The sequence below is a fragment of the Micromonospora sp. LOL_021 genome (assembly GCF_048060215.1).
In the GTDB taxonomy this organism is placed as follows: domain Bacteria; phylum Actinomycetota; class Actinomycetes; order Mycobacteriales; family Micromonosporaceae; genus Micromonospora_E.
On sequence record NZ_JBHMIN010000001.1, the window covers coordinates 379,866 to 404,115 of the forward strand.

At 72.6% G+C, this 24,250-nt stretch carries 27 protein-coding genes; 15 read left to right on the forward strand and 12 right to left on the reverse strand.

The window, feature by feature from the left end; genetic code table 11:
- Nucleotides 1-238: 238 nt before the first annotated feature.
- Genes ACFHWT_RS01785 through ACFHWT_RS01795 form a run of 3 tightly spaced genes read left to right on the forward strand, consistent with a single transcriptional unit; the run spans nt 239 to nt 3,316 of the window.
- Entirely contained in the window at nt 239-847 is a 609-nt protein-coding gene (locus ACFHWT_RS01785; protein ID WP_416592814.1) for a nuclear transport factor 2 family protein, read from the forward strand.
- Nucleotides 848-856: 9 nt separating this feature from the next.
- On the forward strand, nt 857-2,263 hold the full coding sequence (locus tag ACFHWT_RS01790; RefSeq protein ID WP_416592815.1) for a class II 3-deoxy-7-phosphoheptulonate synthase: 1,407 nt from the start codon (nt 857-859) through the stop codon (nt 2,261-2,263).
- A 30-nt stretch (nt 2,264-2,293) separates the two neighbouring features.
- Entirely contained in the window at nt 2,294-3,316 is a 1,023-nt protein-coding gene (locus ACFHWT_RS01795) for a threonine aldolase family protein (protein WP_416592816.1), read from the forward strand.
- On the opposite strand, the gene ACFHWT_RS01800 is transcribed toward ACFHWT_RS01795, so the two are convergent.
- Both ACFHWT_RS01800 and pknB read right to left on the reverse strand, forming a co-directional pair.
- Complete coding sequence (locus tag ACFHWT_RS01800; RefSeq protein WP_416592817.1) at nt 3,313-4,203, reverse strand: deoxyribonuclease IV; 891 nt, start codon at nt 4,201-4,203, stop codon at nt 3,313-3,315. The genes ACFHWT_RS01795 and ACFHWT_RS01800 overlap by 4 nt on opposite strands.
- Nucleotide 4,204: 1 nt before the next feature.
- A complete protein-coding gene (gene pknB / locus ACFHWT_RS01805; RefSeq protein WP_416592818.1) occupies nt 4,205-6,286 on the reverse strand; it encodes a Stk1 family PASTA domain-containing Ser/Thr kinase in 2,082 nt (693 codons plus the stop codon).
- A 225-nt stretch (nt 6,287-6,511) separates the two neighbouring features.
- Between pknB and ACFHWT_RS01810 the strand changes: the two genes are divergently transcribed.
- From ACFHWT_RS01810 to ACFHWT_RS01825, 4 genes are all read left to right on the forward strand, one after another.
- Nucleotides 6,512-6,907 carry an Rv2175c family DNA-binding protein gene (locus tag ACFHWT_RS01810; RefSeq protein ID WP_416592819.1) on the forward strand — a complete coding sequence of 132 codons (396 nt, stop codon included), beginning with the start codon at nt 6,512-6,514 and terminating at the stop codon, nt 6,905-6,907.
- Between the two features lie 5 nt (nt 6,908-6,912).
- Nucleotides 6,913-7,326 (forward strand): lycopene cyclase domain-containing protein, encoded by a 414-nt coding sequence (locus ACFHWT_RS01815; protein WP_416592820.1) that lies wholly within the window; start codon nt 6,913-6,915, stop codon nt 7,324-7,326.
- Complete coding sequence (locus tag ACFHWT_RS01820) at nt 7,323-7,715, forward strand: lycopene cyclase domain-containing protein (protein ID WP_416592821.1); 393 nt, start codon at nt 7,323-7,325, stop codon at nt 7,713-7,715. Before ACFHWT_RS01815 ends, ACFHWT_RS01820 begins: the two co-directional genes overlap by 4 nt.
- Nucleotides 7,716-7,881: 166 nt before the next feature.
- Nucleotides 7,882-9,825 carry a S8 family peptidase gene (locus ACFHWT_RS01825; RefSeq protein WP_416592822.1) on the forward strand — a complete coding sequence of 648 codons (1,944 nt, stop codon included), beginning with the start codon at nt 7,882-7,884 and terminating at the stop codon, nt 9,823-9,825.
- 22 nt (nt 9,826-9,847) lie between these two features.
- On the opposite strand, the gene ACFHWT_RS01830 is transcribed toward ACFHWT_RS01825, so the two are convergent.
- A complete protein-coding gene (locus tag ACFHWT_RS01830; RefSeq protein ID WP_416592823.1) occupies nt 9,848-10,930 on the reverse strand; it encodes a polyprenyl synthetase family protein in 1,083 nt (360 codons plus the stop codon).
- A gap of 60 nt (nt 10,931-10,990) precedes the next feature.
- Between ACFHWT_RS01830 and metF the strand changes: the two genes are divergently transcribed.
- Both metF and ACFHWT_RS01840 read left to right on the forward strand, forming a co-directional pair.
- Entirely contained in the window at nt 10,991-11,908 is a 918-nt protein-coding gene (gene metF / locus ACFHWT_RS01835; protein ID WP_416592824.1) for a methylenetetrahydrofolate reductase [NAD(P)H], read from the forward strand.
- A 41-nt stretch (nt 11,909-11,949) separates the two neighbouring features.
- On the forward strand, nt 11,950-12,627 hold the full coding sequence (locus tag ACFHWT_RS01840) for a CDP-alcohol phosphatidyltransferase family protein (protein WP_416592825.1): 678 nt from the start codon (nt 11,950-11,952) through the stop codon (nt 12,625-12,627).
- 38 nt (nt 12,628-12,665) lie between these two features.
- On the opposite strand, the gene ACFHWT_RS01845 is transcribed toward ACFHWT_RS01840, so the two are convergent.
- The 6 genes from ACFHWT_RS01845 to ACFHWT_RS01870 are packed head-to-tail and all read right to left on the reverse strand — an operon-like array spanning nt 12,666 to nt 18,158.
- Nucleotides 12,666-14,186 (reverse strand): phytoene desaturase family protein, encoded by a 1,521-nt coding sequence (locus ACFHWT_RS01845; protein WP_416592826.1) that lies wholly within the window; start codon nt 14,184-14,186, stop codon nt 12,666-12,668.
- Between the two features lie 53 nt (nt 14,187-14,239).
- The gene (locus tag ACFHWT_RS01850; protein ID WP_416592827.1) at nt 14,240-15,415 is read right to left on the reverse strand and encodes a glycosyltransferase; all 1,176 of its coding nucleotides are present in this window, start codon (nt 15,413-15,415) and stop codon (nt 14,240-14,242) included.
- The gene (locus tag ACFHWT_RS01855; RefSeq protein ID WP_416592828.1) at nt 15,412-16,248 is read right to left on the reverse strand and encodes a carotenoid biosynthesis protein; all 837 of its coding nucleotides are present in this window, start codon (nt 16,246-16,248) and stop codon (nt 15,412-15,414) included. The genes ACFHWT_RS01850 and ACFHWT_RS01855 overlap by 4 nt, the downstream gene beginning before the upstream one ends.
- Nucleotides 16,245-16,847: a GNAT family N-acetyltransferase gene (locus ACFHWT_RS01860; protein ID WP_281550699.1), complete on the reverse strand. Its 603-nt coding sequence runs from the start codon at nt 16,845-16,847 to the stop codon at nt 16,245-16,247. The genes ACFHWT_RS01855 and ACFHWT_RS01860 overlap by 4 nt, the downstream gene beginning before the upstream one ends.
- A 13-nt stretch (nt 16,848-16,860) precedes the next feature.
- A complete protein-coding gene (locus ACFHWT_RS01865) occupies nt 16,861-17,673 on the reverse strand; it encodes a monooxygenase (RefSeq protein ID WP_416592829.1) in 813 nt (270 codons plus the stop codon).
- A complete protein-coding gene (locus tag ACFHWT_RS01870) occupies nt 17,670-18,158 on the reverse strand; it encodes a YbaK/EbsC family protein (protein WP_416592831.1) in 489 nt (162 codons plus the stop codon). The genes ACFHWT_RS01865 and ACFHWT_RS01870 overlap by 4 nt, the downstream gene beginning before the upstream one ends.
- 105 nt (nt 18,159-18,263) lie before the next feature.
- Between ACFHWT_RS01870 and ACFHWT_RS01875 the strand changes: the two genes are divergently transcribed.
- The 3 genes from ACFHWT_RS01875 to ACFHWT_RS01885 all read left to right on the forward strand — a co-directional run bounded on the left by ACFHWT_RS01875 (nt 18,264) and on the right by ACFHWT_RS01885 (nt 20,175).
- Nucleotides 18,264-18,746, forward strand: coding sequence for an NUDIX domain-containing protein (locus tag ACFHWT_RS01875; RefSeq protein WP_416592832.1), 483 nt, complete (start codon nt 18,264-18,266; stop codon nt 18,744-18,746).
- A 234-nt stretch (nt 18,747-18,980) separates the two neighbouring features.
- Nucleotides 18,981-19,586 carry a hypothetical protein gene (locus ACFHWT_RS01880; protein WP_416592833.1) on the forward strand — a complete coding sequence of 202 codons (606 nt, stop codon included), beginning with the start codon at nt 18,981-18,983 and terminating at the stop codon, nt 19,584-19,586.
- Nucleotides 19,587-19,632: 46 nt separating this feature from the next.
- Complete coding sequence (locus ACFHWT_RS01885) at nt 19,633-20,175, forward strand: GNAT family N-acetyltransferase (protein ID WP_416592834.1); 543 nt, start codon at nt 19,633-19,635, stop codon at nt 20,173-20,175.
- Nucleotides 20,176-20,195: 20 nt separating this feature from the next.
- Here ACFHWT_RS01885 and ACFHWT_RS01890 read toward each other — a convergent pair whose 3' ends face one another.
- A complete protein-coding gene (locus ACFHWT_RS01890; protein WP_416592835.1) occupies nt 20,196-20,399 on the reverse strand; it encodes a hypothetical protein in 204 nt (67 codons plus the stop codon).
- A 126-nt stretch (nt 20,400-20,525) separates the two neighbouring features.
- Here ACFHWT_RS01890 and ACFHWT_RS01895 point away from each other — a divergent pair, with 126 nt between their 5' ends.
- The 3 genes from ACFHWT_RS01895 to ACFHWT_RS01905 are packed head-to-tail and all read left to right on the forward strand — an operon-like array spanning nt 20,526 to nt 22,258.
- A complete protein-coding gene (locus tag ACFHWT_RS01895) occupies nt 20,526-21,347 on the forward strand; it encodes a transposase family protein (RefSeq protein WP_416592836.1) in 822 nt (273 codons plus the stop codon).
- Nucleotides 21,348-21,392: 45 nt separating this feature from the next.
- The gene (locus tag ACFHWT_RS01900) at nt 21,393-22,064 is read left to right on the forward strand and encodes a DUF5753 domain-containing protein (protein WP_416592837.1); all 672 of its coding nucleotides are present in this window, start codon (nt 21,393-21,395) and stop codon (nt 22,062-22,064) included.
- Nucleotides 22,061-22,258, forward strand: a complete 198-nt coding sequence (locus tag ACFHWT_RS01905; RefSeq protein ID WP_281550693.1) for a DUF397 domain-containing protein — start codon at nt 22,061-22,063, stop codon at nt 22,256-22,258. Before ACFHWT_RS01900 ends, ACFHWT_RS01905 begins: the two co-directional genes overlap by 4 nt.
- Before the next feature lie 49 nt (nt 22,259-22,307).
- On the opposite strand, the gene ACFHWT_RS01910 is transcribed toward ACFHWT_RS01905, so the two are convergent.
- Both ACFHWT_RS01910 and ACFHWT_RS01915 read right to left on the reverse strand, forming a co-directional pair.
- Nucleotides 22,308-23,192 (reverse strand): diacylglycerol/lipid kinase family protein, encoded by an 885-nt coding sequence (locus ACFHWT_RS01910; protein WP_416592838.1) that lies wholly within the window; start codon nt 23,190-23,192, stop codon nt 22,308-22,310.
- A gap of 10 nt (nt 23,193-23,202) precedes the next feature.
- Nucleotides 23,203-24,246, reverse strand: coding sequence for an EamA family transporter (locus ACFHWT_RS01915; protein ID WP_416592839.1), 1,044 nt, complete (start codon nt 24,244-24,246; stop codon nt 23,203-23,205).
- Between the last annotated feature and the right edge of the window lie 4 nt (nt 24,247-24,250).

A 24,250-nucleotide genomic window follows, 5' to 3' on the forward strand; every position in this document is an offset into this window, starting at 1 on the left:
CAGGGACCGCGGTGAGGCTGCCCGCTGGCGGCGGGGTCTCGAACGCGGCTGATCGGTGAAGGGGGGCCGAATGAGGTTGTCGAAACGCTTCGACGAAGCGATTCGACAAGGAAGCTACGACTGTGTTGACGGCATGTCAATCCCATGACGGATCAGTTTCCGCCGGTCGGGTCGTACACTCGGCGCCTGGTGGTGGCGGCGGCCGGCGACGGTGGCCAGCGGGCACGGGAGGGACGGAATGCGGACCAGCGCGCTGCGGATGCGGACCCGGGCGCTACCAGCCTGCGGCATGGCCGTCGGCGCCCTGGCCCTGCTGACATCGACGGCCACCGGCTGCACCGTCAGCCCGCAACCACAACCGGAACCGACCGGGACGGACGTGCCTATTGGTGCCGAAGAGTCCCGGCGGCTCGTGCAGGACTACCTCGACGCGATGGTCGCCAAGGACCTCGACAAAGGGCGCGCCCAACTCTGCGCCGCGACTCAGGAGATCTTCGACGCGAGCGCCACCGGCCCCAACGGCGACTTCGCCGAGTCGTTGATGGTGGAGCGGGCGGAGATCGTGGCTGGCCGGCCGGTCCCGGTCGGCCACGAGGTCACCGCCACCGTCACCGCCGCCGTCGGATCCACCACGCTGCGGGCCGGGGCGGAGACGATCCGGGTCAGTCTCGTGTTCACCGTGACGCCGGCCGGCAGCGGCGACGGCGGCTGGTGCATCCACGACGAGACCGCCACGCCAGACCAGCCCGGCGACGCCGGTCCGGCCGACGCCGACGTCGACGCTGCTCCGGCCGGTGCGCCGGGTGCCGCACCGGCCGGCGGGTCGGGCGCCGCACCGCCGGTCTAGGCTTTGGCCATGGGCCAAGAATGGCATCAGCTGAGCTACCCGTCGGTCGGGCACCCGAGCCTGCAGACCAGCCGTCCCGCCGCCGACTCGGTCGAGGACGAGGCGTTCGGGCTGGACCGGTGGCGCGGCCTGCCCCGGGCGCAGACACCGCCCTGGCCGGATCCGGCCGCGGTCGACGAGGTGTGCCAGGTGCTGGGCAACGTCCCGTCGGTGGTCGCCCCGTACGAGGTCGACCAGTTGCGGGAGCGGCTGGCGCTGGTCTGTGACGGCAAGGCCTTCCTGCTGCAGGGCGGCGACTGCGCCGAGACCTTCACCGACAACACCGAAAGCCACCTGCTGGCCAACGCCCGCACCATCCTGCAGATGGCGGTGGTGCTGACGTACGGCGCGTCGCTGCCGGTGGTCAAGGTGGCCCGCGTCGCCGGCCAGTACACCAAGCCCCGCTCGTCGCCGACCGACGCGCTCGGGCTGCCCGCGTACCGCGGCGACATGATTAACTCGCTGGATACCACGGCGCAGGCCCGGGTCGCCGATCCGCAGCGGATGATCCGGGCGTACGCCAACTCCGCTGCCGCGATGAACATGCTCCGCGCCTACCTCGCCGGTGGGCTGGCCGACCTGCACGCGGTGCACGACTGGAACAAGGGGTTCGTCAAGCGGTCCCCGGCGGGCGAACGCTACGAGGCGATCGCCCGGGAGATCGACCGGGCGTTGGCGTTCATCCAGGCCTGCGGGATGACCGACGACGAGGCGTTGCGGACCGTCACCCTCTACTGCTCGCACGAGGCGCTCGCGCTGGAGTACGACCGGGCGTTGACCCGGATCTCCGGTGACCGCCCCTACGGACTGTCCGGGCACTTCCTGTGGGTCGGTGAGCGGACCCGGCAGATCGACGGCGCGCACACCGACTTCATTTCCCGCATCGCCAACCCGATCGGCGTCAAGCTCGGCCCCGGCACCAGTCCCGAGCAGGCCCTCGAACTGTGCGAGAAGCTCAACCCCGACAATATTCCCGGACGGCTCACGCTGATCAGCCGGATGGGCAACCACAAGGTCCGCGACGCGCTGCCGCCGATCGTGGAGAAGGTCACCGCCGCTGGTGCGCGGGTGGTGTGGCAGTGCGACCCGATGCACGGCAACACCCACGAGTCGTCCAACGGCTACAAGACCCGTCACTTCGACCGGATCGTCGACGAGGTGCTCGGCTACTTCGAGGTGCACCGGGGCCTGCAGACCCACCCCGGCGGTCTGCACGTCGAGCTGACCGGCGAGGACGTCACCGAGTGCCTCGGCGGTGCCCAGGCGATCGAGGACATTCACCTGCCGGACCGGTACGAGACCGCCTGCGACCCGCGGCTCAACACCCAGCAGTCCCTGGAGCTGGCCTTCCTGGTCGCGGAGATGCTCCGTGGCTGAGCCAGCGACGTCCGGCGGGCGGTCCGGCCGGTGATCGATCTTCGGTCGGACACCGTCACCCGACCGACGCCGGGGATGCGGGCGGCGATGGCCGGGGCCGAGGTCGGCGACGACGTGTACGGCGAGGACCCGACGGTCAACGCGCTGGAATCCGAGGTCGCCGCGATGTTCGGCCACGAGTCGGCGCTGTTCGCTCCGACCGGTTCGATGGCCAATCAGATCGCCCTGCAGACCCTGGTGCCGCCCGGCGGCGAGTTGCTCTGCGACGCCGATGCGCATGTGGTCACCTACGAGGTCGGTGCCGCCGCCGCGTACGGTGGGATCTCCTCACGGACCTGGCCGCCCGTCGGTGGCGACCCCGACCCGGAGCTGGTCGCGGCCATGATCCGGCCGGCAGGCTTCGGCGCGGTCCCGACCCGGGCGGTCGCCGTCGAGCAGACCCACAACCGCTCCGGCGGGCAAATCATCGGGCTGGACGTGCTGCGTGGGCTGCGGGCGGTCACCGCCGACGCCGGGGTGGCGCTGCACTGCGACGGTGCCCGGATCTGGCACGCGCACATCGCCGACGGTGTGCCGTTGGTCGACTACGGCGCGTTGTTCGACACCCTGTCGGTGTGCCTGTCCAAAGGGCTCGGTGCGCCGGCCGGCTCGGTGCTGGTCGGCAACGCCGAACGGATCGCGGCCGCCCGCGTCCTGCGTAAGCGGATGGGCGGTGGGATGCGCCAGGCCGGGGTGCTCGCCGCCGCCGGGCGGTACGCCCTGGCACACCACGTGGACCGGCTCGCCGACGACCATGCGCGGGCGGCCCGGCTGGCGCGGACGTTGGAGCCGTACGGTGTGGTGCGCCCGGACCAGGTGCGCAGCAACATCGTCGGTCTTGACCTGACCAAGACCCCGCTGGACGCCCCGGCGTTGGCCGAGGCGGCCCGGGTCGACGGGGTACTGGTGTCGGTGGTCGGGCCGACCGCCGCCCGGCTGGTCACCCACCTGGACGTTGACGACGCAGCGGTGGACCGGGCGGGCGAGGTGCTCGGTGCCATTCTGCGCCGCTAGCGCACAGTCGCCGCCTCGGCCAGGCGACGCAGCGTCGCGATGTCGGCGGCGTGCCCGACGTGCTTCTCGCTCGGCGTCTCGACCAGCACCGGCACGCCGGCGGTGGCCGGGTGCCGCATCAACTCGGCGAACGCCGCCTCGCCGATCATGCCCGCGCCGATCGTCTCGTGCCGGTCCCGGGTGGACCCGCGGCCGTCGCGGGAGTCGTTGGCGTGCACCAGCCGCAGCCGGTCCGCTCCGACGGTGTCGACCAGCGCGTCGATCGTCGCCGTCATGCCACCCGTGCCGGCCACGTCGTGCCCGGCGGCCCACGCGTGGCAGGTGTCGAAGCAGACCCCCATCCGGGGATGCCAGTCCACCGCGGCGAGGTACGGCCGCAGGTGCTCGACCCGGGACGCCAGTGACCGGCCGCCGCCAGCGCTCGGCTCCACCAGCAGCATCGGTCCGCCGGCGGCCTCGGCGGCGTCCAGCAACGGCAGCAGCGCCCCACGTACCTGACGCATCGCGGTGTCGGCGTAGCCGTCGTCGACGGCGCTGCCGGCGTGGAAGACGACCGCCTCGGCGCCGATCGCCCGGCCCCGGCGCAGCGCGTGCGCCAGGGTCGCGGCGGAGCGTTCCACCGTGGCGGTCGTCGGCGAGCCGAGGTTCACCAGCAGCGAGACGTGGATGTACGCGCGCAGCCCACGCTCGGCGCAGCCGTCGCGGAACGCCACGTCCTGGGCCGGGTCGCCGTCGGGCATCGCCCAGCCGCGCGAGTTGCCGACGTACACCTGCACCACCTCGGAGGCGGCCGCGTCGGCGTACGGCAGCGCGGCTCGGGCCAGCCCGCCCGAGGTGGGCGTGTGCGAGCCGACCGGCCGGTGCCCGGCGGAATCGTCGACCGGCATCTCAGAGACAGCCGATCACGATCTCGGTGCCCGGCGGCACCTCGGACCCGTCGTTGGGGCTCTGGTAGCGGACCGTGCCGTTGGGGTTGAAGTCGACCCGGACCGGGAAGCCCAGGCCCTGCAGTTCGGCCAGCGCCTCCTGACAGGGCCGGTCGATCATCCTCGGCACGACGACCGCTGGCGGGCCCTCGCTCACCCTGAGCTTGATCTCCGTACCCTCTTCCACCCCGGCGCCGTCCGCCGGCTCCTGACCGATGACCTCGTCCTTCGGCTTGTCCGACTCCTCGGAGGCGACCAGCGGCTCGAGCTTGAGCTCCTCCAGCATCCGCCGGGCCTCGTCGACGTTGAGCCCCACCACGTTGGGCACGGTGATCGGGGCCCGGCCCTTGCTGACCGTCACCTTCACCACGTCGCCGGCCTGCACCTCGGTGCCGACCGGCGGGTCGACGGCGGCCACCACACCGGCGGGCAGGTTGTCGTCGTACCGGTCGGCCGCCTGCTCCAACACCAGCTGCGCCTTCTCCAGGTCGACCCGGGCCAGGTCGAGCGTCTTGCCGACCACATCCGGCACTGCGTAGCGCTCCGGGCCGAGGGAGAAGGTCAGGGTGATCTCGCCGCCGCGGACGATCCGGCCGTTGCCGGGCGGATCCTGGGCCAGCACCAGATCCCGGGCGACGTTCTCGTCGTGCCGGGGGTCGGCGACGCTGATCGTCAGGCCACGCTGCGCGGCCAGTGCCTGCGCCTGCGCCTGGTCGAGGCCGACCATGCTGGGCGCGACGGTGTACCGGCCGGCCCCGAGCCACCAGCCGCCGACCCCGAGCAGCAGCAGGAACACCAGCGCCCCGGCGATCGCCGCCAGCCGGGCCCGCGGGTTCTCCGCCAGCCGGTCCCGCAGCCCGGACGGGCCTGCGTCGCCAGGCTGCTCGGTGCTCTTCGCTCGGCTCCGCTTGCTACCGCGTCGGCGGCCGGGTGCCGGGTCGGCTCCGCCGCTGGCCACCACCGGTGGCCCACCGGCGGCGGCCGAGCGGACCACAGTGCTGGAGGCGGCCCGGCGGCGCGGTGCCGACCGGTCCCGCCGGTCCTTCGGCTCCGGCAGCCGGGCCCAGGAGGGGCGTTCGGCCTCCGGCACCGGCGAGACCGCCATCGTCGGCTGCGCCAGCTGGCGCAGCACCGCCGTGTTGGCGCTCGCGTTGCCGAGGTCGTCGCGGACCACCTGGACGTCGGACAGCAGCGCCCCGGCGTCGGTGGGGCGCTGACCCGGATCCCGGCGGGTGGCCCGGACGACCAGGTCGTCGACCATCGCCGGGACACCCGGCACCGACTGCGACGGCGGTGGCACGTCCTGATCGACGTGCTGCCAGGCGACCTCCGCCGGGCGGTCGCCGTCGTAGGGCACCCGGCCGGTCAGCATCTCGAACAGCACGATGCCCGCCGAGTAGACGTCGGTACGCGGATCGGCCCGGCCCTGGGTGACGAGCTCCGGTGCCACGTACGCCACGGTGGCCATCAGCTGGCCGCCGCCGGCCTCGGCGCTGGCCTGCACCGCCTGGGCCAGGCCGAAGTCGGCCACCTTCACGACGCTGTCGATCAGGTTCCCGGCGCCGCCGGTCGGCGCCTCGGCCACCAGCACGTTCTCGGGTTTGACGTCGCGGTGCACCAGGCCGGCCCGGTGGGCGGCACCGATCGCCGCCAGCATCTGCTCCAGGATCGCCAGCGCCTCGCCCGGGTTGAGCCGCCGTCGCTCGGCCAGCACGTCGCGCAGCGTCCGGCCCCGGACGTACTCCATCACCAGGTACGGCAGCCCGAGATGGGTGCCCTGGTCGTAGACGGCGACCACGTTGGGGTGGGTCAGTCGGGCGATGGTCTTGGCCTCGTCGGTGAACCGCTCGAGGAACCCGGCGTCGCGGCCCTGCACGTCGTTGAGCTGCGTCGGATGGATGATCTTCAGCGCGACGGTGCGTTCGAGCCGTTCGTCGGTCGCCGTGTACACGGTCGCCATGCCACCCCGCGCCACCCGGGCACGGATCCGGTACCGCCCGTCGATCAACGAGCCCAGCAGCGAGTCGGCGACCTGTGTGTCCATCGGCAGGCAGTCTATGCGGCCGCAGGGGGAGGGCAGAACTCCGATCAGGCCGGGTCCACCGAACCGGGCCAAACCGTTACCTGCCGGCAGCGCACGGCAATCAACTGGCAACCCGCCCAGGCCCGCCGAACGGCGACCCGTCGCGGCGCAACCGGACGGGCTCACCGGACGCGTCAGGACGGGGTCAGTGGTGCCGGCGGGGGTGGTGCGTGGCAGGGTGGTGACGTGACAGATCCCGCCTCGACCCCAGCACCGCCGGCGCCCGGTGGGACCGGGCCGGTGACCGCCGGGGAGCCGGCCGGTTGGCTGACCCTGCCCGAGGTCGCCGAACGCCTCGACGTGACGATCAGCAAGGTCCACCAGATGGTCCGGGACCGGGAGCTGCTCGCCGTCCGGCGCGACGGGGTCCGCCGGGTGCCGGCCGAACTGGTGGCCAACCACACCGTACGCAAGCACCTGCCCGGCATCCTGACCCTGCTGCACGACGCCGGCTTCTCCGACGAGGAGATGCTGGGCTGGCTGTACCGGCCGGACGACTCGCTGCCCGGCACCCCCGCGACTGCGCTCGGCGGGGACCGCGCCCGCGAGGTGAAACGTCGGGCACAGGCCGAGGGTTTCTGACCGGGATGGGTCAGCTCAGCTACCTGGCGGTGCTGGCCGGCTGCCTGTTCGCCGCGATCTGGCTGGAGCCGGTGCTACGGGTCAACGTACTCCGCCGCTGGCGTCGGCTGTCTCTGACTCTGCTGGCGGTGGTGGTGGTCTTCGTGGCCTGGGACCTGGCCGCGATCGCCGTCGGGCACTGGAGTTTCGACCCCGCCCAGACGACCGGGGTGCTGCTGCCCGGCCAGCTGCCACTGGACGAGCTGCTGTTCTTCGTGGTCGTGCCGATCTGCACGGTGCTGGGGTTCGAGGCGGTCCGCGCGGTGCGTACCCCGCCCGGCCGCCCACGTCGGCCCGACGACCGCTGGTCGGCCGGGGACGAGGCCGACCACCGCTCGGTGGGCGACGAGGCCGAGGCCGGTCGGCGGCGGGTCCGGTGAGCTACACCGTCGCCGCGCTGCTCGGGGTGGTGGCCGCCGTGCTGGTCGACCTCGTGGTGCTGCGCACCCGGCTGGTGCTGCGGGCGGTCCTCTGGGCGACCTACCCGATCATCGTCGGCTTCCAGTTGCTCTCCAACGGGATCCTGACCGGCCGTGACATCGTGCGCTACGACCCGGCCGCCATCGTCGGGCTACGGATCGCGTACGCGCCGGTCGAGGATCTGCTGTTCGGATTCGCGATGGTGCTGTTCACCCTGTCCGTGTGGGTGTGGCTGGGGCGACGCGGCGTGCAGCGCGCCCCGGTCGCCGGCGAGGGCGACTGGCTGCTCGCCCGGCTGCGGCGGCGTCGTGGGCGCCGGCCCGGGGACGCCGGAGAAGGCGACCGCTGACCAGAAACTGCTATGAATTCGCACCGATTTGTTTACGGCAAAGTTCGTCGTCATGTGATGCATTGATCCGCGTCATCTGATCGTTTAGTGTCCCTACCAGGGTCGCGCGAACCTACCTACCCCGTTCCTACCCCGTTTTGTTCTGCCCGAAAGGGAGATCTCTGTCATGGGAAAGGTTCGACATGTTCGCGGCGGGCGGCTCGCCGCCGTCAGCGCGGCCCTGGCGGCGCTGCTGACGCTCAGCACCGTCGCCGCGGCACCTGCGCAGGCGGCGGGTGAGATCCTCGGCACCGCCAACCCGACCGCCATCAAGGACAGCTACCTGGTCGTTTTCGCCGACCGGAGCGCGTCTGCCCGCCGGGTGGACGAACTCACCAGCACGTTGGCCGGCCGGTACGGTGCCCGGGTCGACTACACCTACCGGCATGCGTTGCGGGGCTTCGCCGGCCGGTTCAGCGAGCGGGCCGCCCGCCGGCTGGCCGCCCACCCCGACGTGGCCTACGTCGAGCAGAACGGCGAGGTGCGGACCACCGCCACCCAGACCAACCCGCCGTCCTGGGGCCTGAACCGGATCGACCAGCGGAATCTGCCACTGGACAACGCCTACACCTACCCGAACACCGCGTCCGGCGTCACCGCGTACATCATCGATACCGGCATCCGCACCACGCACAACGACTTCGGCGGCCGGGCGGTGTGGGGCGTCAACACGGTGGGCGGCAGCAACTCCGACTGCAACGGGCACGGCACCCACGTCGCCGGCACGGTCGGCGGCACCTCGTACGGGGTCGCCAAGGCGGTCCGCCTGGTCGCCGTGAAGGTGCTCGACTGCGCCGGCAGCGGCTCGTTCGCTGCGGTGACGGCCGGGGTCGACTGGGTGACCGGCCACCACACCTCCGGTCCGGCGGTGGCCAACATGAGCCTGGGCGGCCAGGGCAGCAACACCACCCTGGAGAACGCGGTACGCAACTCCATCGCCGACGGCGTGGTCTACGCGATCGCCTCCGGCAACTCCAGCTCCAACGCCTGCAACTTCACCCCGGCCCGGGTCAGCCAGGCGATCACCGTCAACGCCAGCGCCAGCAACGACGCCCGGGCCTCCTTCTCCAACTACGGAAGCTGCACCGACATCTTCGCCCCCGGGGTCGGCATCACCTCGGCCTGGCACACCGGAAACACCGCCACGAACACCATCAGCGGCACGTCGATGGCGGCACCGCACGTCGCCGGCGGCGCGGCGCTGCTGCTGGGCGCCAGCCCGAACCTGACCCCCGCCCAGATCGCCACCGCGATGTCCACCATCGCCACCCCCAACAAGATCACCAACGCGGGGAGCGGCTCGCCGAACAGGCTGCTGTTCGTCAACACCGGCGGCGGTACGCCGGGCATGCCGGCCGTCGACAACCCGGGCGCCCAGAACACCCTGCGGGGTGTCGCGGTCAGCCTGCGGATGACCGCCTCCGGCGGGACCGCGCCGTACACCTGGTCGGCGACCGGGCTGCCGGCCGGACTGTCGATCAACTCCTCGACCGGGCTGATCTCGGGAACGCCGACGACCGTCCGGACGTACAGCGTGACGGTGACCGCCCGCGACGCCGCCAACCGGACCGCCACGACCGCCTTCAGCTGGACGGTCGGGCAGAACCTGGACGGCACCTACGCCTGCTCGGTGCCGTCCGGGTACACCTACGATCTGGTGGTCAGCCGGCTCAACGAATGCAGCCCGAACAACTTTGCCAACAGCTACCGGCTGCGGCTGCCCAGGGACAACATCTCCACCTGCACCGTTCCGTCCGGGTACACCTACGATCTGGTGACCAGCCGGCTCAACACGTGCAGCCCGAACAACTTTGCCAACAGCTACCGGATCCGGGTGCCCAGGGACAACATCTCCACCTGCACCGTTCCGTCCGGGTACACCTACGACCTGGTGACCAGCCGGCTCAACACGTGCAGCCCGAACAACTTCGCCAACAGCTACCGGATCCGGGTGCCGGTGGTCGGGATGTGGGCCTGCCGGGTGCCGGCCGGGTTCAGCTACGACCAGGTACGCAGCCAGCTCAACGTCTGCAGTCCGAACAACTTCGCCAACAGCTACCGGTTGAGCTGAGCCGGGCTGGGGTCGGCGGCGGTCAGCCGGTACGGGTGGTCGCCGCCACCGCCAGCTCCCGCAGCACCTGCCCGGCCTCGGGCTCGACCGGCACCGGCCCCAGCGCGGTCAACGCCCGCTCGGTCAGCTCGGTGATCCGTGCCTCGGTGACGGCCAACGCGCCACTTGCGACGATCACCTCGCGCAGCCGTTCGATCCCGTCGGCGTCGAGCACCGGATCACCGAGCCGGTCGTCCAGCAACGCCCGCCCGGCCGGCGACGTCGTCTGGTACGCCGACGCCACCAGAAAGGTACGTTTGCCCTCCCGCAGGTCGTCGCCGGCCGGCTTGCCGGTGAGCGCCGGATCGCCGAACACCCCGAGTACGTCGTCGCGCAGCTGGAACGCCTCCCCGAGTGGCAGCCCGTACCCGGAGTAGCCGGCGGCGACGGCGGCCGGCGCGTCGGCCAACGCCGCGCCCAGCAGCAGCGGTCGCTCCACGGTGTACTTCGCCGATTTGAGCCGGGCCACCTGGGTGGCCCGGTGCACCGAGGTGTCGCCGGTGAACTGGGTGAGCACGTCCAGGTACTGCCCGACGGTGACCTCGGTGCGCATCTCGTCGAAGACCGGCCGGCCCCGACGCAGCATCCCGTCGGTCAGCCCGGCACCGTGCAGCAGCTCGTCGGACCAGACCAGGCACAGATCGCCCAGCAGCACCGCCGCCGAAGCACCGAAGCCGTCCGCCGGCCCGCGCCACCCGCCGCGCCGGTGGTGCGCGGCGAACCGCCGGTGGATCGACGGCTCGCCGCGCCGGGTGTCCGAACCGTCCACCAGATCGTCGTGAATCAGGGCGCTGGCCTGCACGAACTCCAGCGCAGCCAGGGCCGCGACCACCTCGGGCGAGTCGCCACCCCCGGCCCCCCGGTAACCCCAGTAGCCGAACGCCGGCCGCAGCCGTTTGCCGCCGCCGAGCACGAAGTCCTCGATCGCCGCGGCCACCGGCAGCAGCGCCTCGTCGACGTCGCCCAGCCAGCGTCGCCGGCCCTGGAGGAAGTCGGCCAACGCCCGGTCGACACGTCGACGCAGGTCGGCCCGATCGGTCGGCGCCACCGTGATGCTGTCTGCCACTCCTTGACGCTATCGGCTGGTCGATGCGCCGCCCGCAGGCCACCCGGTACAGTCGGCAGCGTGGCTCTCGGTCTACCGTCCGTACTCCCCGGCTCGCAGCCGTCGATCGGGGAGCTGATCCGCGCCGGCCAGCCGACCTTCTCGTTCGAGTTCTTTCCGCCCAAGACCCCCGCCGGCGAGCAGCTGCTCTGGCAGGCGGTCCGCGAGTTGGAGCCGCTGCGGCCGTCATTCGTGTCGATTACCTACGGCGCCGGCGGCACCACCCGGGACACCACGGTCGACCTCACCGAACGGATCGCCACCGAGACGACCCTGCTGCCGATGGCGCACCTGACCGCCGTCGACCATTCGGTCGCCGAGCTGCGCAACGTCATCGGCCGGCTGGCTGGTGCCGGCGTGCGCAACGTGCTCGCCGTGCGCGGCGACCCGCCTGGCGACCCGACCGGGGAGTGGGTGGCCCACCCGCAGGGCGTGCGCTACGCCGAGGACCTGGTCCGGCTCGTCCGCGAGTCGGGCGACTTCAGCGTCGGCGTGGCCGCCTTCCCGTACAAACACCCGCGCTCGCCGGACATCGCCACCGACACCCGGTACTTCGTCCGCAAATGCCGGGCCGGTGCGGATTTCGCGATCACCCAGATGGTTTTTGACGCCGACGACTACCTGCGGCTGCGGGACCGGGTCGCGGCGGCCGGCTGCGACACCCCGATCCTGCCAGGCGTGATGCCGGTCACCAAACTGGCCACCATCGAGCGTTCCGAACAACTGTCCGGGGCCCCGTTCCCGCCGGCGCTGGCCGCCCAGTTCGCCCGGGTCGCCGACGACGCCGACGCGGTCAGTCGGCTCGGCATCGACCAGGCCAACCAGCTCTGCCAGCGGCTGATCGACGAGGGCGTGCCCGGTCTGCACTTCATCACCATGAACCGGTCGACGGCCACCCGTGAGGTGTGGCTGAACGTCGCCGCCGGCACCCGGGCGTGACCGGCCCGCCACCCGAGCCGTCCCGCAGCGGTTGAGCTGTCGTGGAGACCCGGCTCAACTGGCAGGACTACGCCGTCACCTGGGCACGGCTGCACGGCGGTTTCGACCCACGTACCGCCACCCCGGTGGTGCGGTACTGGCTGCGCGCCGCGCACGCCGTCGCCGACCTGCTCGGCCGGGCCAAGGTCGGCCCGACCGCGGTCACCGCCGCCGGAGTGCTGCTCTGCCTCGGGGTGCCGGTGCTCGCCCCGCGCGGCGGTCCCGGCCTGCTCGCCGCCGCCGGCCTGGTGCTGCTGGCCGCGGTCGCCGACACCGTCGACGGCGCGCTGGCCGTGGTCACCGGCCGGACCACCCGGCTGGGTTACGTCTACGACTCGCTCGCCGACCGGGCGGGTGAGGCGTTCTGGCTGCTCGGGTTCTGGCTGGCCGGCGCCCCCGGTCCGCTGGTCGTCGCCGCCGGCACGCTGTCCTGGCTGCACGAGTACCTGCGGGCCCGGGCGGCGGCGGCCGGCATGCGGGAGATCGGCGCGGTGACGGTCGGGGAGCGACCGACCCGGGTCAGCATCGCCCTGGTCGGGCTGCTGCTGGCCGGTGCCGCCGGGCTGATCGCACCGGACCTCGCCGCCGGGGTGCTCACCCTGGCCACCTCGGTCTGGGTGCTGCTCGGCCTGTTCGGGCTCAGCCAACTGTTCACCGCGGTCCGCCGCGCCCTGGCCTGACCCGGCCCGCCGCGCCCTGGCGTGACCCTGCCCCGGGGCTACCGGCTGGCCGGGCCGATCTGGTCGGCGACGATCTGCGCCGACAGGGTCACCATCGGCAGCCCGCCGCCGGGATGTACCGACCCGCCGACCAGGAACAGCCCGGCCGCCGGTGCCCGGTTCGCCGGCCGCAGCAGCCCGCCGGCCGTACCGTAGATCGACCCGCCCGGCGTGCCGGTCGACGCGGCCAGGTCCGCCGGAGTGCGTACCTCGCGGAACAGCAGCCGGTCCCGCACATCCACCCCCCGGTCGGCCAGCACCCGCAGCACCTGATCGGCGTACGCGTCGGCCAGACCCGGCCGGTGCCAGTCCACCCCGGCCAGCGACAGGTCCTGCCGGGCCGCGTTGACCAGCACGAACCACGCTTCGTGGCCGTCCGGCCGGGCCGCCGGATCGTCGGCGACCGTCACGAAGATCGTCGGCTCGGTGGCCGGCCGGGCCGGCCGACCCCGCCCCGGGTCACCGAACACCGCGTCGAACTCGGCGTCGTAGTCACGCGGGAAGAACACCGTGTGGTGGGCCAGCTCCGGAGTCCGGCCGCGTACCCCGAGCAGCAGAACGAAACCGCCGAGGCTGCGGTCGGTCAGCCGGGCCAACCGCCGGGCGTGCGGCAGCAGCTCCCGGTAGACCCGCGACGCGTCCACGTTGGCCACCACCACGTCGGCCGGCACCGGACGGGTCTCGCCGGCCACCCGTACGCCGTGCACCCGGCCGCCGGCCGCGTCGATCGCGGTGACCGTCGACCCGGTACGCACCACCACGCCCAGGTCCAGGCAGCGGGACAGCAGCGCGTCGGCGAGCGCCCCCAGCCCGCCCCACACGTACCAGCCGCCGAAGGTCAACTCGGCGTACGGCACCGCGAGCAGCGCCGCCGGCGCCCGCCGTGGGTCCGCGCCGGTGTAGGTGGCGTAGCGCTCCAGCAGGGTCCGCAGCCGCGGGTCGCGGACCTCGCGACGCAGCACCCCGCGCAGGCTGCGGCCGGGCGCGACCGCCGCCAGGTCGCCGAGCCGGTACGCCATCCGTGCCATCGCCAGCGGCGAGCCGACCTCCCGGCGCAGCACGTCCCGCCAGGAGGCGTCCCAGATCCGCCGGGCCCGCCGCCACACCCGCTGCCAGTCGTCGGCGGCTCCGTCACCGAAGGCCACCGCGATCCGTTCGGTGAACGCCGCCGGGTCGGCGCACGAGTCGAGCCAGCACGGGTCGAGCCGCCCGGTCGGTCCGCCGGGCCCGGCCGGGAACCGGTGCCGCACGATCGGATCCAGCTCGACCAGGTCGAGCACCTTCTCCAGCGGCTCGCCGGTGCCGTCGAACAGGTCGGCGAAGACCTGCGGCAGGGTCAGCAGGCTCGGCCCGGTGTCGAAGGTGAACGCGCCGTCGGGGGTCTGTCGGGTCCAGCGGGCCAGTTTCCCGCCGACGGTATCGGCCTGTTCGATGACGGTGACGTCGTGCCCGCCGTGGGCCAGCCGAATCGCGGCGGCCAACCCGCCGACCCCGGCGCCGATCACCACCACCCGGCTCATCGGTGCTCCTCCTCGCAGCTGTTCGGCACCGGCACGACCGACCGCACACCCGGTCAGGGCAGGGCCACCGGACGACCGCGCCAGGCGAGGCGCCGCCGCTTGCGCAGATAGTAGGACCGGATCACGAGCCAACCGAGCAGCGCGACCGAGACCGGATGTGCCAATCCGTCCGGCATCACCCGGCCGCCGGTGGCCCGGGCGGTCAACACCCGTCCGGCCACCCCGAGCCCGTACCCGACGGCACCGGCCGTGACCAGCACCGCCGCCGCCGGACCGGCGCCGGTGGCCAGCCCGGCCAGCCCGACGACGCCGAACACCGGCGGGGCCGCGTACAACGTCATCAGTCCGGCCACGACGGCGGCCGCGCCGGCCGGCGACGGCAGCGACGCCCACAGCGACTTGCTGTAGCCGGCGGACAGCTCCCGCCAGGACCCGTACATCCGGCAGGTCGCCAACGCCGACCCGTCGGCCAGGGCGATCCGCCCGCCGGCCCGCTTGACCGCACGGGCCAGCCCGATGTCCTCCAGCACCTGGTCCCGCACGGCGGCGTGCCCGCCGGCCCGCCGGTACGCGTCCCGGTCGACCAGCAGGAACTGCCCGCCGGCGGCGGCCAGCGAGGTACGCGGCGAACGTTCCATCGCGCGCAGCGGCAGGAACGTCAACCAGCTCCACTGCAGCAGCGGCTGCACCAGCCGCTCGCCGACCGACCCGGCGACGATCCGCGGGTACGGGCTGAGCAGCTGCGCCGGCACCGACCGCAGGGTGCCAACGGCGGCGGCCACCGCCTCAGGGGTGAGGACCACGTCGGCGTCCACGAAGACCAGCACCCCGGCCGGTGCGGCGGGGACCGCGTCGGCGAGCTGCTGGCAGGCGTGCGGCTTGCCGAGCCAGCCGGCCGGCAGCGGCGCGCCGGTGATCAGCCGTACCCGGGGGTCGTGGCCGGCCACCTCGGCGACCACCTCGGCGGTGCCGTCGGTCGACCCGTCGTCGAGCACAAGGATCCGCCAGTCGGTCAGCTGCCGTTGGGCGAGCAGCGCCCGCAGGCACGGCGTCACCCGGTCGGCCTCGTCACGCAGTGGCAGCAGGATCGACACCGGCTCGGTCACCGGGGCCGCCGGGCCGGGCCGGCGCAGCCAGCGCAGCGTGTTGACCAGCGTCGCCGCGGTCAGCGCCAGCAGCACCGCGACGATGCCGAGCGCACCCGCCGCAGCCGCCGTCCACCAGGTCATGTCGCCTGCCGTGGCGGGCGTCCAGCAGGTCCGGTCGCCTGCTTCGGCGGGCGTCCAGCAGGTCCAGTCGCCCGCCGCGAGCGGATCAGTGTCACCGCGAACGGCACCGCCACCAGCCCCATGCCGAGCCCACCCCAGCCGGCCGAGGCGGGCAGTCCGAGGAACACCGCGTGGGCGAGCAGACTCGACGCGTACGTCCACAGGTACAGCGCGTACATCGGGGCGTCCGCCGGCCCGTCGGCCCGTCGGGCGCCGACCCCGGCGATGAGCCGCAGCAGCGTCATCATCACTGCCGCCACGGCCAGCCAGCCCAGGTAGTTGCCGACCGGGACGTCCGGCACCCCGGGCAGCGCCGGGTCGGCGTCCAGCCAGGTCCAGTGGCCTTCGGTGACCATCTGCGGGTCGAGGAAGAGGTCCCAGGCGGCCAGCGCGACCGCGCCGACGGCGATCCGGGCCACCACCGGGCGGACCAGCCGCACCGCGACCAACCACGCCGGCCAGGCCATCCAGGTCCAGGCCAGCGGGATGACCACCGGTACGCCGAGCAGCTTCGGCCCGAGCGTGCCGGCGTAGTCGTAGCCGCCGAACGGGAACCCGGTCGCCACCCCGCAGGCCTCGACCGCCAGCCCGCCGCCGGTGGTGACCAGCAGCAGCGCGGCGGCGCTGCGCGGCCCCCGGGTCAGCCACGCGTGGCCGACCGACAGGACGAAGCCGATCACCACGGTGGCGACGGTCAGCCCGGCCCGGGTGCCGCCGCCGGTCAGCGGGTAGCCGATCTGGGCCAGCACCAGCAGCGCCAACATCGCCCAGGGCAGCACCCGTCGTGCGCTCATGACCGGCGCGGCTGCGGGTCCGTCGTCGGTCCGGCCCCCGCAGCCGGTGCTACCTGCGGGTGGGGCAGCGGGAGGGTACGGCCGAGCACTGCGAAGGCCCGCTCGTCGCCGGGGAAGTGGAAGTTGCGCAGCACGTCGACGTAGCCGAACCGCCGGTACAGCCGCCAGGCCCGGGACCGCTGCTCGTCGGCCTCCGGGGTGGACAACAGGGTGGTCGCTCCGGCGGCCATCCCGAGCAGGGTACGCAGCTGGTGCGCGCCGATTCCGTGCCCCTGCGCCTGCGGGTGAACGTGCAGCTCCACCACTTCGAAGCAGTCGGTGAGCCAGGTACCGCGGGCGGTTTTCGGCAGCGCGCCGCGTACCTGGTCGTGCCACCACTGCCCGGCGGCCGACCGGTAGCCGTAGCCGAATCCGGCGAGCGCGCCTTCGGCGGTGAGCGTGGCGACCGCCCGGAATCCGGGGCGCCGTACGTGGGTGGCGATGTAGCCGCGGCGTACCTCCAACAGCTCGGCCCGGTAGTTCATCGCCTCGCCGTACACGGTGACCACGTCGTCGAGCCGCCGCAGCAGGTCGTCCGGCAGCCACGGCACCAGCCTCATCGGGGTCCGCCTCTCATCCGCCGCCAGCACCGCATGTCCCATCCTCGTCGTCTCCGGCCCAGCCCAGCACGGCCCGGTCGCCGGCGACACCGAGCACCTCGAACCGGGCGAAGAGCTCCTCGGCGTACCACTGTGTCACCGGGGTCCGGGTGATGGCCGCCCGGTGCTGCGGGTGACGGTACGCGAACCGGGTCAGATCCGCCGTGTCCCGCCACACGCTGACGGTGCCCTGCCAGCCGAGCGGTGCCTCGCCGACGCCGAACCGGCAGCGCAGCCCGTCGGCGTCGGCCAGGGCGGCGGCGACCGGCGGCACCGCCCGCCAGAAGGTGACCGCCTTCGCGGGCCGCAGCCGAGCCCTGGTCAACGCCAGCACCGGTCGCCCGGCGCCAGGCTGCCCACCGCCCGGCCCACCGCCCGGCTGCCCACCGCCCGGCTCACCGAACGGGGCGACGCCGGACCAGCGGCCCCGGCTGTGCAGCGGCCGCAGGTCGACGCGGACCCGCGCGTCGGCGATCCGTAGCCACGCCTGCCCGACCGGCGAGGTGTCGAACCCGGCCGCCGTCGCCGGGTCGTCCCACACCACCAGCGCCGCCCACCGGGTCGGGTCGACGTCGGTGGGCCCGAATCCGGTGCCGGTCCCGGTACCGAGCAGTTTGGCGAACCGTACGCCGTCGACGCGCCGTAGCCGGCGGGCGTCGACGGCCATCCGGGCCAGCACGCGCGGCAACCGTCGGCGGGGGACCCGCCAGACGTGCAGCGTGACCAGCCCGGGGACCGGGGCCGCGTGGTCGGGGACCGGGGTCGTGCGGTCGGCGGGACCGTTCACGCCACCTCGGCGGCGGAGCCGGCGGTGATCCGCAGCAACTCGGCGTAGGTGGTCGGGAAGACCGCCCGGGGCACGCCGCCGGCCGCCCAGATCTCCGGGTACTGCTCCAGGGCCACGTCGACCAGGGTACGGACCGGCTTGGGGTGGCCCAGCGGCGCGACCCCGCCGATCGGCTGCCCGGTGTGTTCCCGGACGAACTCGGGGGTGGCCCGGCGCAGCGCGTCGATCCCGAGGTCGGCGGCGACCTTCGCGGTGTCCACCCGGTGCGCGCCCGAGGTGAGCACCAGCAGCGGTTCACCGTCCGCGTCGAAGATCAACGAGTTGGCGATCTGCCCTACCTCGATGTCGAGGGCGGCCGCCGCTGCGGCGGCGGTGTGCACCGCGTCCGGCAACAGCCGGACCCGGCAGCCGGCACCGGAGCCGTCCCGGGCGTCGGCGGCGTCGAGCGCGTCCTGCACCGCCTGCACGTTCGGATGTGTCTGCATGGCCTCTATCTTGCTCGTGACCCGGATGGTGCCGCCGCCGGACTATTTACACCCTATTTGAGAGAGTTATGCTCCTTGCGGCGGATCTAGTGCGGAGGATTGAGCATGGCTGCCTACCATCTGCGAGTGGCCGCCTACGCGGTCTGTGTCGACCAGGGGCAGCTGCTGCTGGCCCGCTACGTCTCGCCGGGCGGCTCCCGGCGGCACTGGACGCTGCCCGGCGGCAAGGTCGAACACGCCGAGGATCCGGTCGACGCGGTGGTCCGTGAGGCGGCTGAGGAGACCGGCTACCAGGTCGAGGTGGAGTCGCTGCTCGGGGTCGACTCCCGTACGGTGCCCACGCAGCGCCGGCTGCCCGGCCGCGGCGAACGGCACAACCTGGGCGTCTTCTACCGGGTACGGGTCGTCGGCGGCGCGCTGCGGCCCGAGGTCGGCGGCTCCACCGACCTGGCGCAGTGGGTGCCGCTGTCGCAGGTGCCGCAGCTGACCCGGGCGGTGATCGTCGACGTCGGACTGGAGCTCGACCGCACCCGCCCGGCGAGCGGCCACGTCACCCCGGTCCCGGTACACGGCCTGCTCCGCCACTGAACCCGGCCGTTCACCCGCCCCCCGCCCCGCGCACCGGCTCACCCGCTGTGCTCCGTCTGCACGCCTGCCCGCTCCGGCGCGAGCCGAACGTCAGATACCTGATCGACGCCGGAACAGGTATCTGGTGTTCGGCTCATGCTGCCGGCCGGTGCTCCGAACCCGAAGTGGTGACGCTGCGTCCGCTGTGCAGCGGCCATTGCCTGACCGGGTCGGCGTTGCGACTAGCCTGGGCCGGTGACGGCGGAGGGGCGGCTCATCGATCTCGACCGGCCGACCGGCGCGACAGCGCCCGGGGCACCGGCTGGCGACGCGGCGCGGCGACGCTTTCGCGGACCGGGCCGGCTGGTCGGTGTACTGCTGGCCGGCGCGGCCGTGGGCGGCCTCGGCGGCTGGCTGCTCAACGACTACCAGCACCAGCGGGCCGCGGCGGCCACCGCCGGATCGGTGGTGGCGTTCGCCGGCGAGGTATGGAGTGCAGCCGACGGGCAACTGAACGCCAAAATGACCGTGGTCAACACCGGAACGCAGCAGATCACCGTACGGGTCCTCGACACGGAGTCCCCCGGCCTGGCGGTGGCCGACACGGGCGGGCAGACCCGCGTACGGCCCGGGGGAGTGGGCTCCGTCGACGTACGGGTCACCTTCGACTGCGACACGATCATGCACAAGTTGGCGACACCACTGCCGATGCGGTTCTCGGCGACCACCGACGCAGGCCGTACCGTGGAGGTCACCTATCCGGTGGCGGTCACCGGACGCTGGCTGCAGGGCACCGGCTTCTCCTGCCAGGAAGGGCTGGTCGGTGGTGGCCGTACGGTGATCCTCCTACCCGGCCGGTGACCGGGCTCGACGTTCTCGCCGCACCCGCCGGCGCTACAGTGCCGCCATGGCGGAGTTGACCACGTCGAGCCTGGTGCTGCGGCACTGGCGCGGGTCCGACCTGGAGCCGTGGGTGGCGATGAACGCCGACCCCCAGGTGCGGGAGTTCTTCCCGGGCCTGGCGACTCGCGAGCAGAGTGCCGCCACCATGGCCCGCTGCCAGGCTGGCCTGGACCAACGTGGCTGGGGCTGGTGGGCGGTCGAGGTGGCGGCGACCGGCGAGTTCATCGGTATGAGCGGCCTGAGCCCGGTGGAGGCCAACATGCCGTTCGACGGGGTCGAGGTCGGCTGGCGGCTGCGCCGCGACGCCTGGGGCCACGGGTACGCGACCGAAGCGGCCCGCGCCTGCCTGGCGTACGGCTTCGACGCCCTGGGCCTGCCGGAGATCGTCGCGTTGACCGCCGTCGGCAACCTGCGCTCGCAGGCGGTGATGCGGCGGATCGGGATGACCCGCGACCCGGACGGCGACTTCGACCACCCGAACGTGCCCGATGGCCCGGTGCGCCGCCACGCGCTATTTCGGATCCAGGTCCCGCCGCGCGCGCACTGACCACGACGGGCGCACCTCGGTCAGTTCGACAGGATGCCCATCCGAGAGCTCAACAGCGTATTGATTCGATTATTCTTTCCTGATCGGATCGGCTGGTGGATGTCGATATGTGGATCAAGGCCTTCAAAGCGGCCAGGGCAGCGGCGGATGTCTCGCAGGATCAGCTTGCCCCGAAAATCAACTACAGCGCCTCCACCATTGAGCCATTCCGGGCAACGGGACATGCGCGGAGGGTGACCGCCCGGAAAGTGTAGGAATCGCCCGTTCATCCGGGTCACCGGGGCGGAGACACGGAACTCCGGTACGAAGTGGTCCTCCTACAGATCACATCCCCCGGAGTTCCGTGCGCCATGAGTATCTCCTACACCGCGATCCTGCCCGTCCGTGAGGCCACCGTCCTGCGCCTGTCAGCCCTGCTGTCCGCCGAGCGGCAACGGATCGGGACAAGGACCGGCACCCGGGTGTTGACCTGCTACCGGCAGGCCGTCATGGTCCTGCGGTGGCTGCTCGACGGCACCCGCGTGAAGCAGCTGGCCCTCGACAACGCGATCAGCGAGTCGACCGGCTACCAGCGGCTGCACGAGGGCATCGACGTCCTCGCCGCCCAGGCCCCCGGCCTGCACGCCGCGCTGCTCGCGGCGAAGGCCGCCGGCTACGACTACGTCCTGCTCGACGGCACGGTGATCGAGACCGACCGGGTGTCCACCCCCGGCCCCACCGACGGCGTCGACCTGTGGTGGGCGAAGAAACACAAGAACCATGGCGGGAACGTCCAGGTCATCACCGCCCCGGACGGCTGGCCGTTGTGGACCTCACCGGTACGACCCGGCCGGGAACACGACACCACCTGTCTCCGCGCCCACCCCGGCCTGCTCGACACCCTCAAAGCCGTCCGCGGCGAACTACGCACCCTGACCGACCTCGGCTACCAAGGCGAAGCCGACACCGTCGTCGTCGCGTTCAAACGACCCCCCAACGGCGGACTCACCCTCGCCAAACAACAGCTGAACCAGGCCCACAACCGGCTCCGAGCCGTCGGCGAACGCGGCAACAGCCTCCTGAAGACCACCTTCAAGGCACTCCGCAACGTCAGCCTCAACCCCTGGCGCATCAGTCAGATCGTCGCGGCCGCCCTCGTCGTCCTCCACATCGAACACGACCGGACCACCTGACACAGCCTGTGATCAGAAGCTTGCTCGGACAGGCTCATTGCGGCGGTGGAGACGGGGCGGCGCCGGCCGACGATGACTTTGGCTGCGGGTGCTGACGCAGCCTTGGATACCGGCGGTCTTCTCGCCGAGATGCTGGATCTGATCAACAAGACGCAAGCGCCGAGCTGGTTTGCGTCATGGCGCGCGGTCGAGGACCGCGCGGTCAAGCTGCGGATGTACGAGCCGTTGCTGGTGCCGGGACTGCTGCAGACGGAGGAATACGCGCGTGCGGTTTTCACCGGCACCGGCCTGTACACCGCAGACGGGGTCGAGGATCAGGTGGCCATGCGGTTGGATCGCCAACGGCTGCTCGCCAGGGAGAAGCCACCGGTGTTTGTCGCCGTGGTCGACGAAGGGGCGCTGCGCCGGATCGTCGGCGACACGGTTGTACAGCGCGAGCAGCTCAACTATCTGCTTACGCTGATGAACGAGCGGCGGATCAAGCTGTACGTGGTGCCGCTCAGCGCTGGGGCGTACGCTGGCATGTCCGGTGGATTCGTCATCGATACGCTGCCCGAGGGCGACGACGTGGTGCATGTGGACGGGGTCTTCGGGCATCCCGTGGACCATCCGAGCGGTGTGGAGCAGGTGGTGCGGATCTGGGACAGTCTGCTGACCGAGGCGCTTCCCGAGCGAGCATCACGTGAGCTGATCGAAGGTCTGGTGAAGGAACTATGAGCGGTACGAGTGTGACACCACGATGGCGTACCTCGACCCGGTCCGGCAACGGCGGCAACACCTGTGTCGAGGTCGCCGACAATCTCCCTGGCCGGGTACTGGTCCGCGACAGCAAGGACGTCACCGGCCCGTTGCTCGCCTTCGGCCCGGCCGCCTGGTCGGCCTTCGTGACCGGGCTGACCGTCACCCGCTGAGCCCGCTTAGCCCGCTTAGCCCGGCAGCCCGTCGATCCGGCGGGCGGAGTCAGGCCGGGACGCAGACGGTGATCGCGGCGGGCACCACCCGTACCTTCATCTTCTTGGCCTGACCCCGGGCGCCGCCGTCGAGCTCGTATGTCATCGGCTCGGCCAGCCGGATGTCGACCCGCCTGGCGCGGGTCATCCGGACGAACGGGGAGCGCTCCGAGCGCCCGACCGCCATTCGACCGAGCGTGCGCGCCCACTCGGCGGCTCCCTGCGCGGTGGTCACCCCGACCTCCAGCCAGCCGTCGTCGGGCCGGGCGTCGTCGAAGGCGTGGATGCCGCCGGTGATCCGGCCGACGTTGCCGACCAGGACGCAGCTGGCCGGCTCGTCGAACCAGGTCGTGCCGTCGACCTTGATCCGGATCCGGGGAGTGTCGCCGCCGACGTGGCGCAGACCGGTCCAGACGTACGCGAGTTTGCCGGCCCGGTCCTTCAGGTCCCGATCGGCGTCGCGGATCAGCCGCCCGTCGAAACCGGCCCCGGCCATGACGGCGAAATGCTCGCCGTTGATCCTGCCGAGGTCGAGCCGGCGCCGTTCGCCCTGGAAGCCGATCCGGACCGCCTCGCCGAGGTCCTCCGGTACGCCAATGTTGCCCGCCAGCAGGTTCGCCGTGCCGGCCGGGATGATCGCCACGGTGGCATCGCGGCCGGCCAGCGCGTCCAGACAGCGTTGCACCATCCCGTCGCCGCCCCACACGAAGACCAGCTCGGCGCCCCGCTCGACGGCCCGGCGGGCCTTCTTCGGTGCCTTGCGGCTCTTCGGCACCTCGTACCAGTCGATGTCCTCGGCGCCGTGCCCGGCGATCGCCGCGCGCAACTCGTCGAGGCCGCCGCCGAGGGTCTTCTTGCGGTGCGCGACGACGGCGACCCGTTTCGGTGCACTCATACCGCTGTTCCTACCCGCCGCCGCCCGCCACTACGCCAGCCGCGGCCGACGGCGGCCGGCCGTCCGGCAGCTGTGGTCCGGGGGGCAGCGGCCCGTCGGGTGCCGGCGGTACGGCGGGCGGCACGCCGGTGCCGGTCCGGGCGGTCTCGGCCAGCGCCACTCCGGTCAGCACCAACGCGCCGCCGGCCAGCTGCACCGGGCTCAACGCCTCGCTCGCGCCCAGCACCACCCAGGCCACCGTAGCGGCGAACACCGGCTCGACCATGCCGACGATGCCGACGCTGGTCGCCGGCAGGTGCCGCAACGCGCCGGTGATCATCAGGTACGGCACGATCGAGCCGAGGACCACCACGTAGCAGCAGAGCAACGCGACCGGCATCCCGCCCTCGGTACGGGTGAGCAGCGGCTGCCAGCCGTCCAGGCCGGCGGTGGCGGCGCGGACGATCAGCCCGGCGATCGCCGACGCGCCGAACGCCCAGGTGGTCAGGGACAGGGTGTCGCGGTCCTGGACGCCCCGGGCGCCGATCAGGAAGTACGCGGCGAGCATGACGGCCGCGCCCAGCCCGGCGGCCACCCCCAGCGGGTCGAGGGTCAGCCCGTTCCACACCTGCGCCACGCAGGCCAGCCCGAGCAGGCTCAGCGCCAGCCCGGCCCACAGTCGGGACCGCACCTGCTGGCGTTGCACGGCCCAGGCCCAGACCGCCACCATCAGCGGCGCGGTGTACTCGAACAGCAGCGCGATGCCGACGGGCAGCCGGGAGATGGCCACGAAGTAGAGCATCGGGACCAGGAAGAAACCGGTCAGCCCGTACGCGACGAGCAGCGGAACCTCGCGGCGCCGCAGCCGCACCCGGCGGGCACCGGGCCGCAGCACGACGCTGAGCACCAGCAGCCCGGTGAAGGCGCCGACCGCCCGCAGCACGGTCAGTTGCGGGGCGTCCAGCCCGGCTCGCAGCACCAGCTTGGAAACGGTGCCGTTGATTGCGAACAGGGCGCTGGCCCCGACCACCATGGCCAGGCCGAGCGCCGGTCGACGGGCGAACGCAGTCGTCACGGCG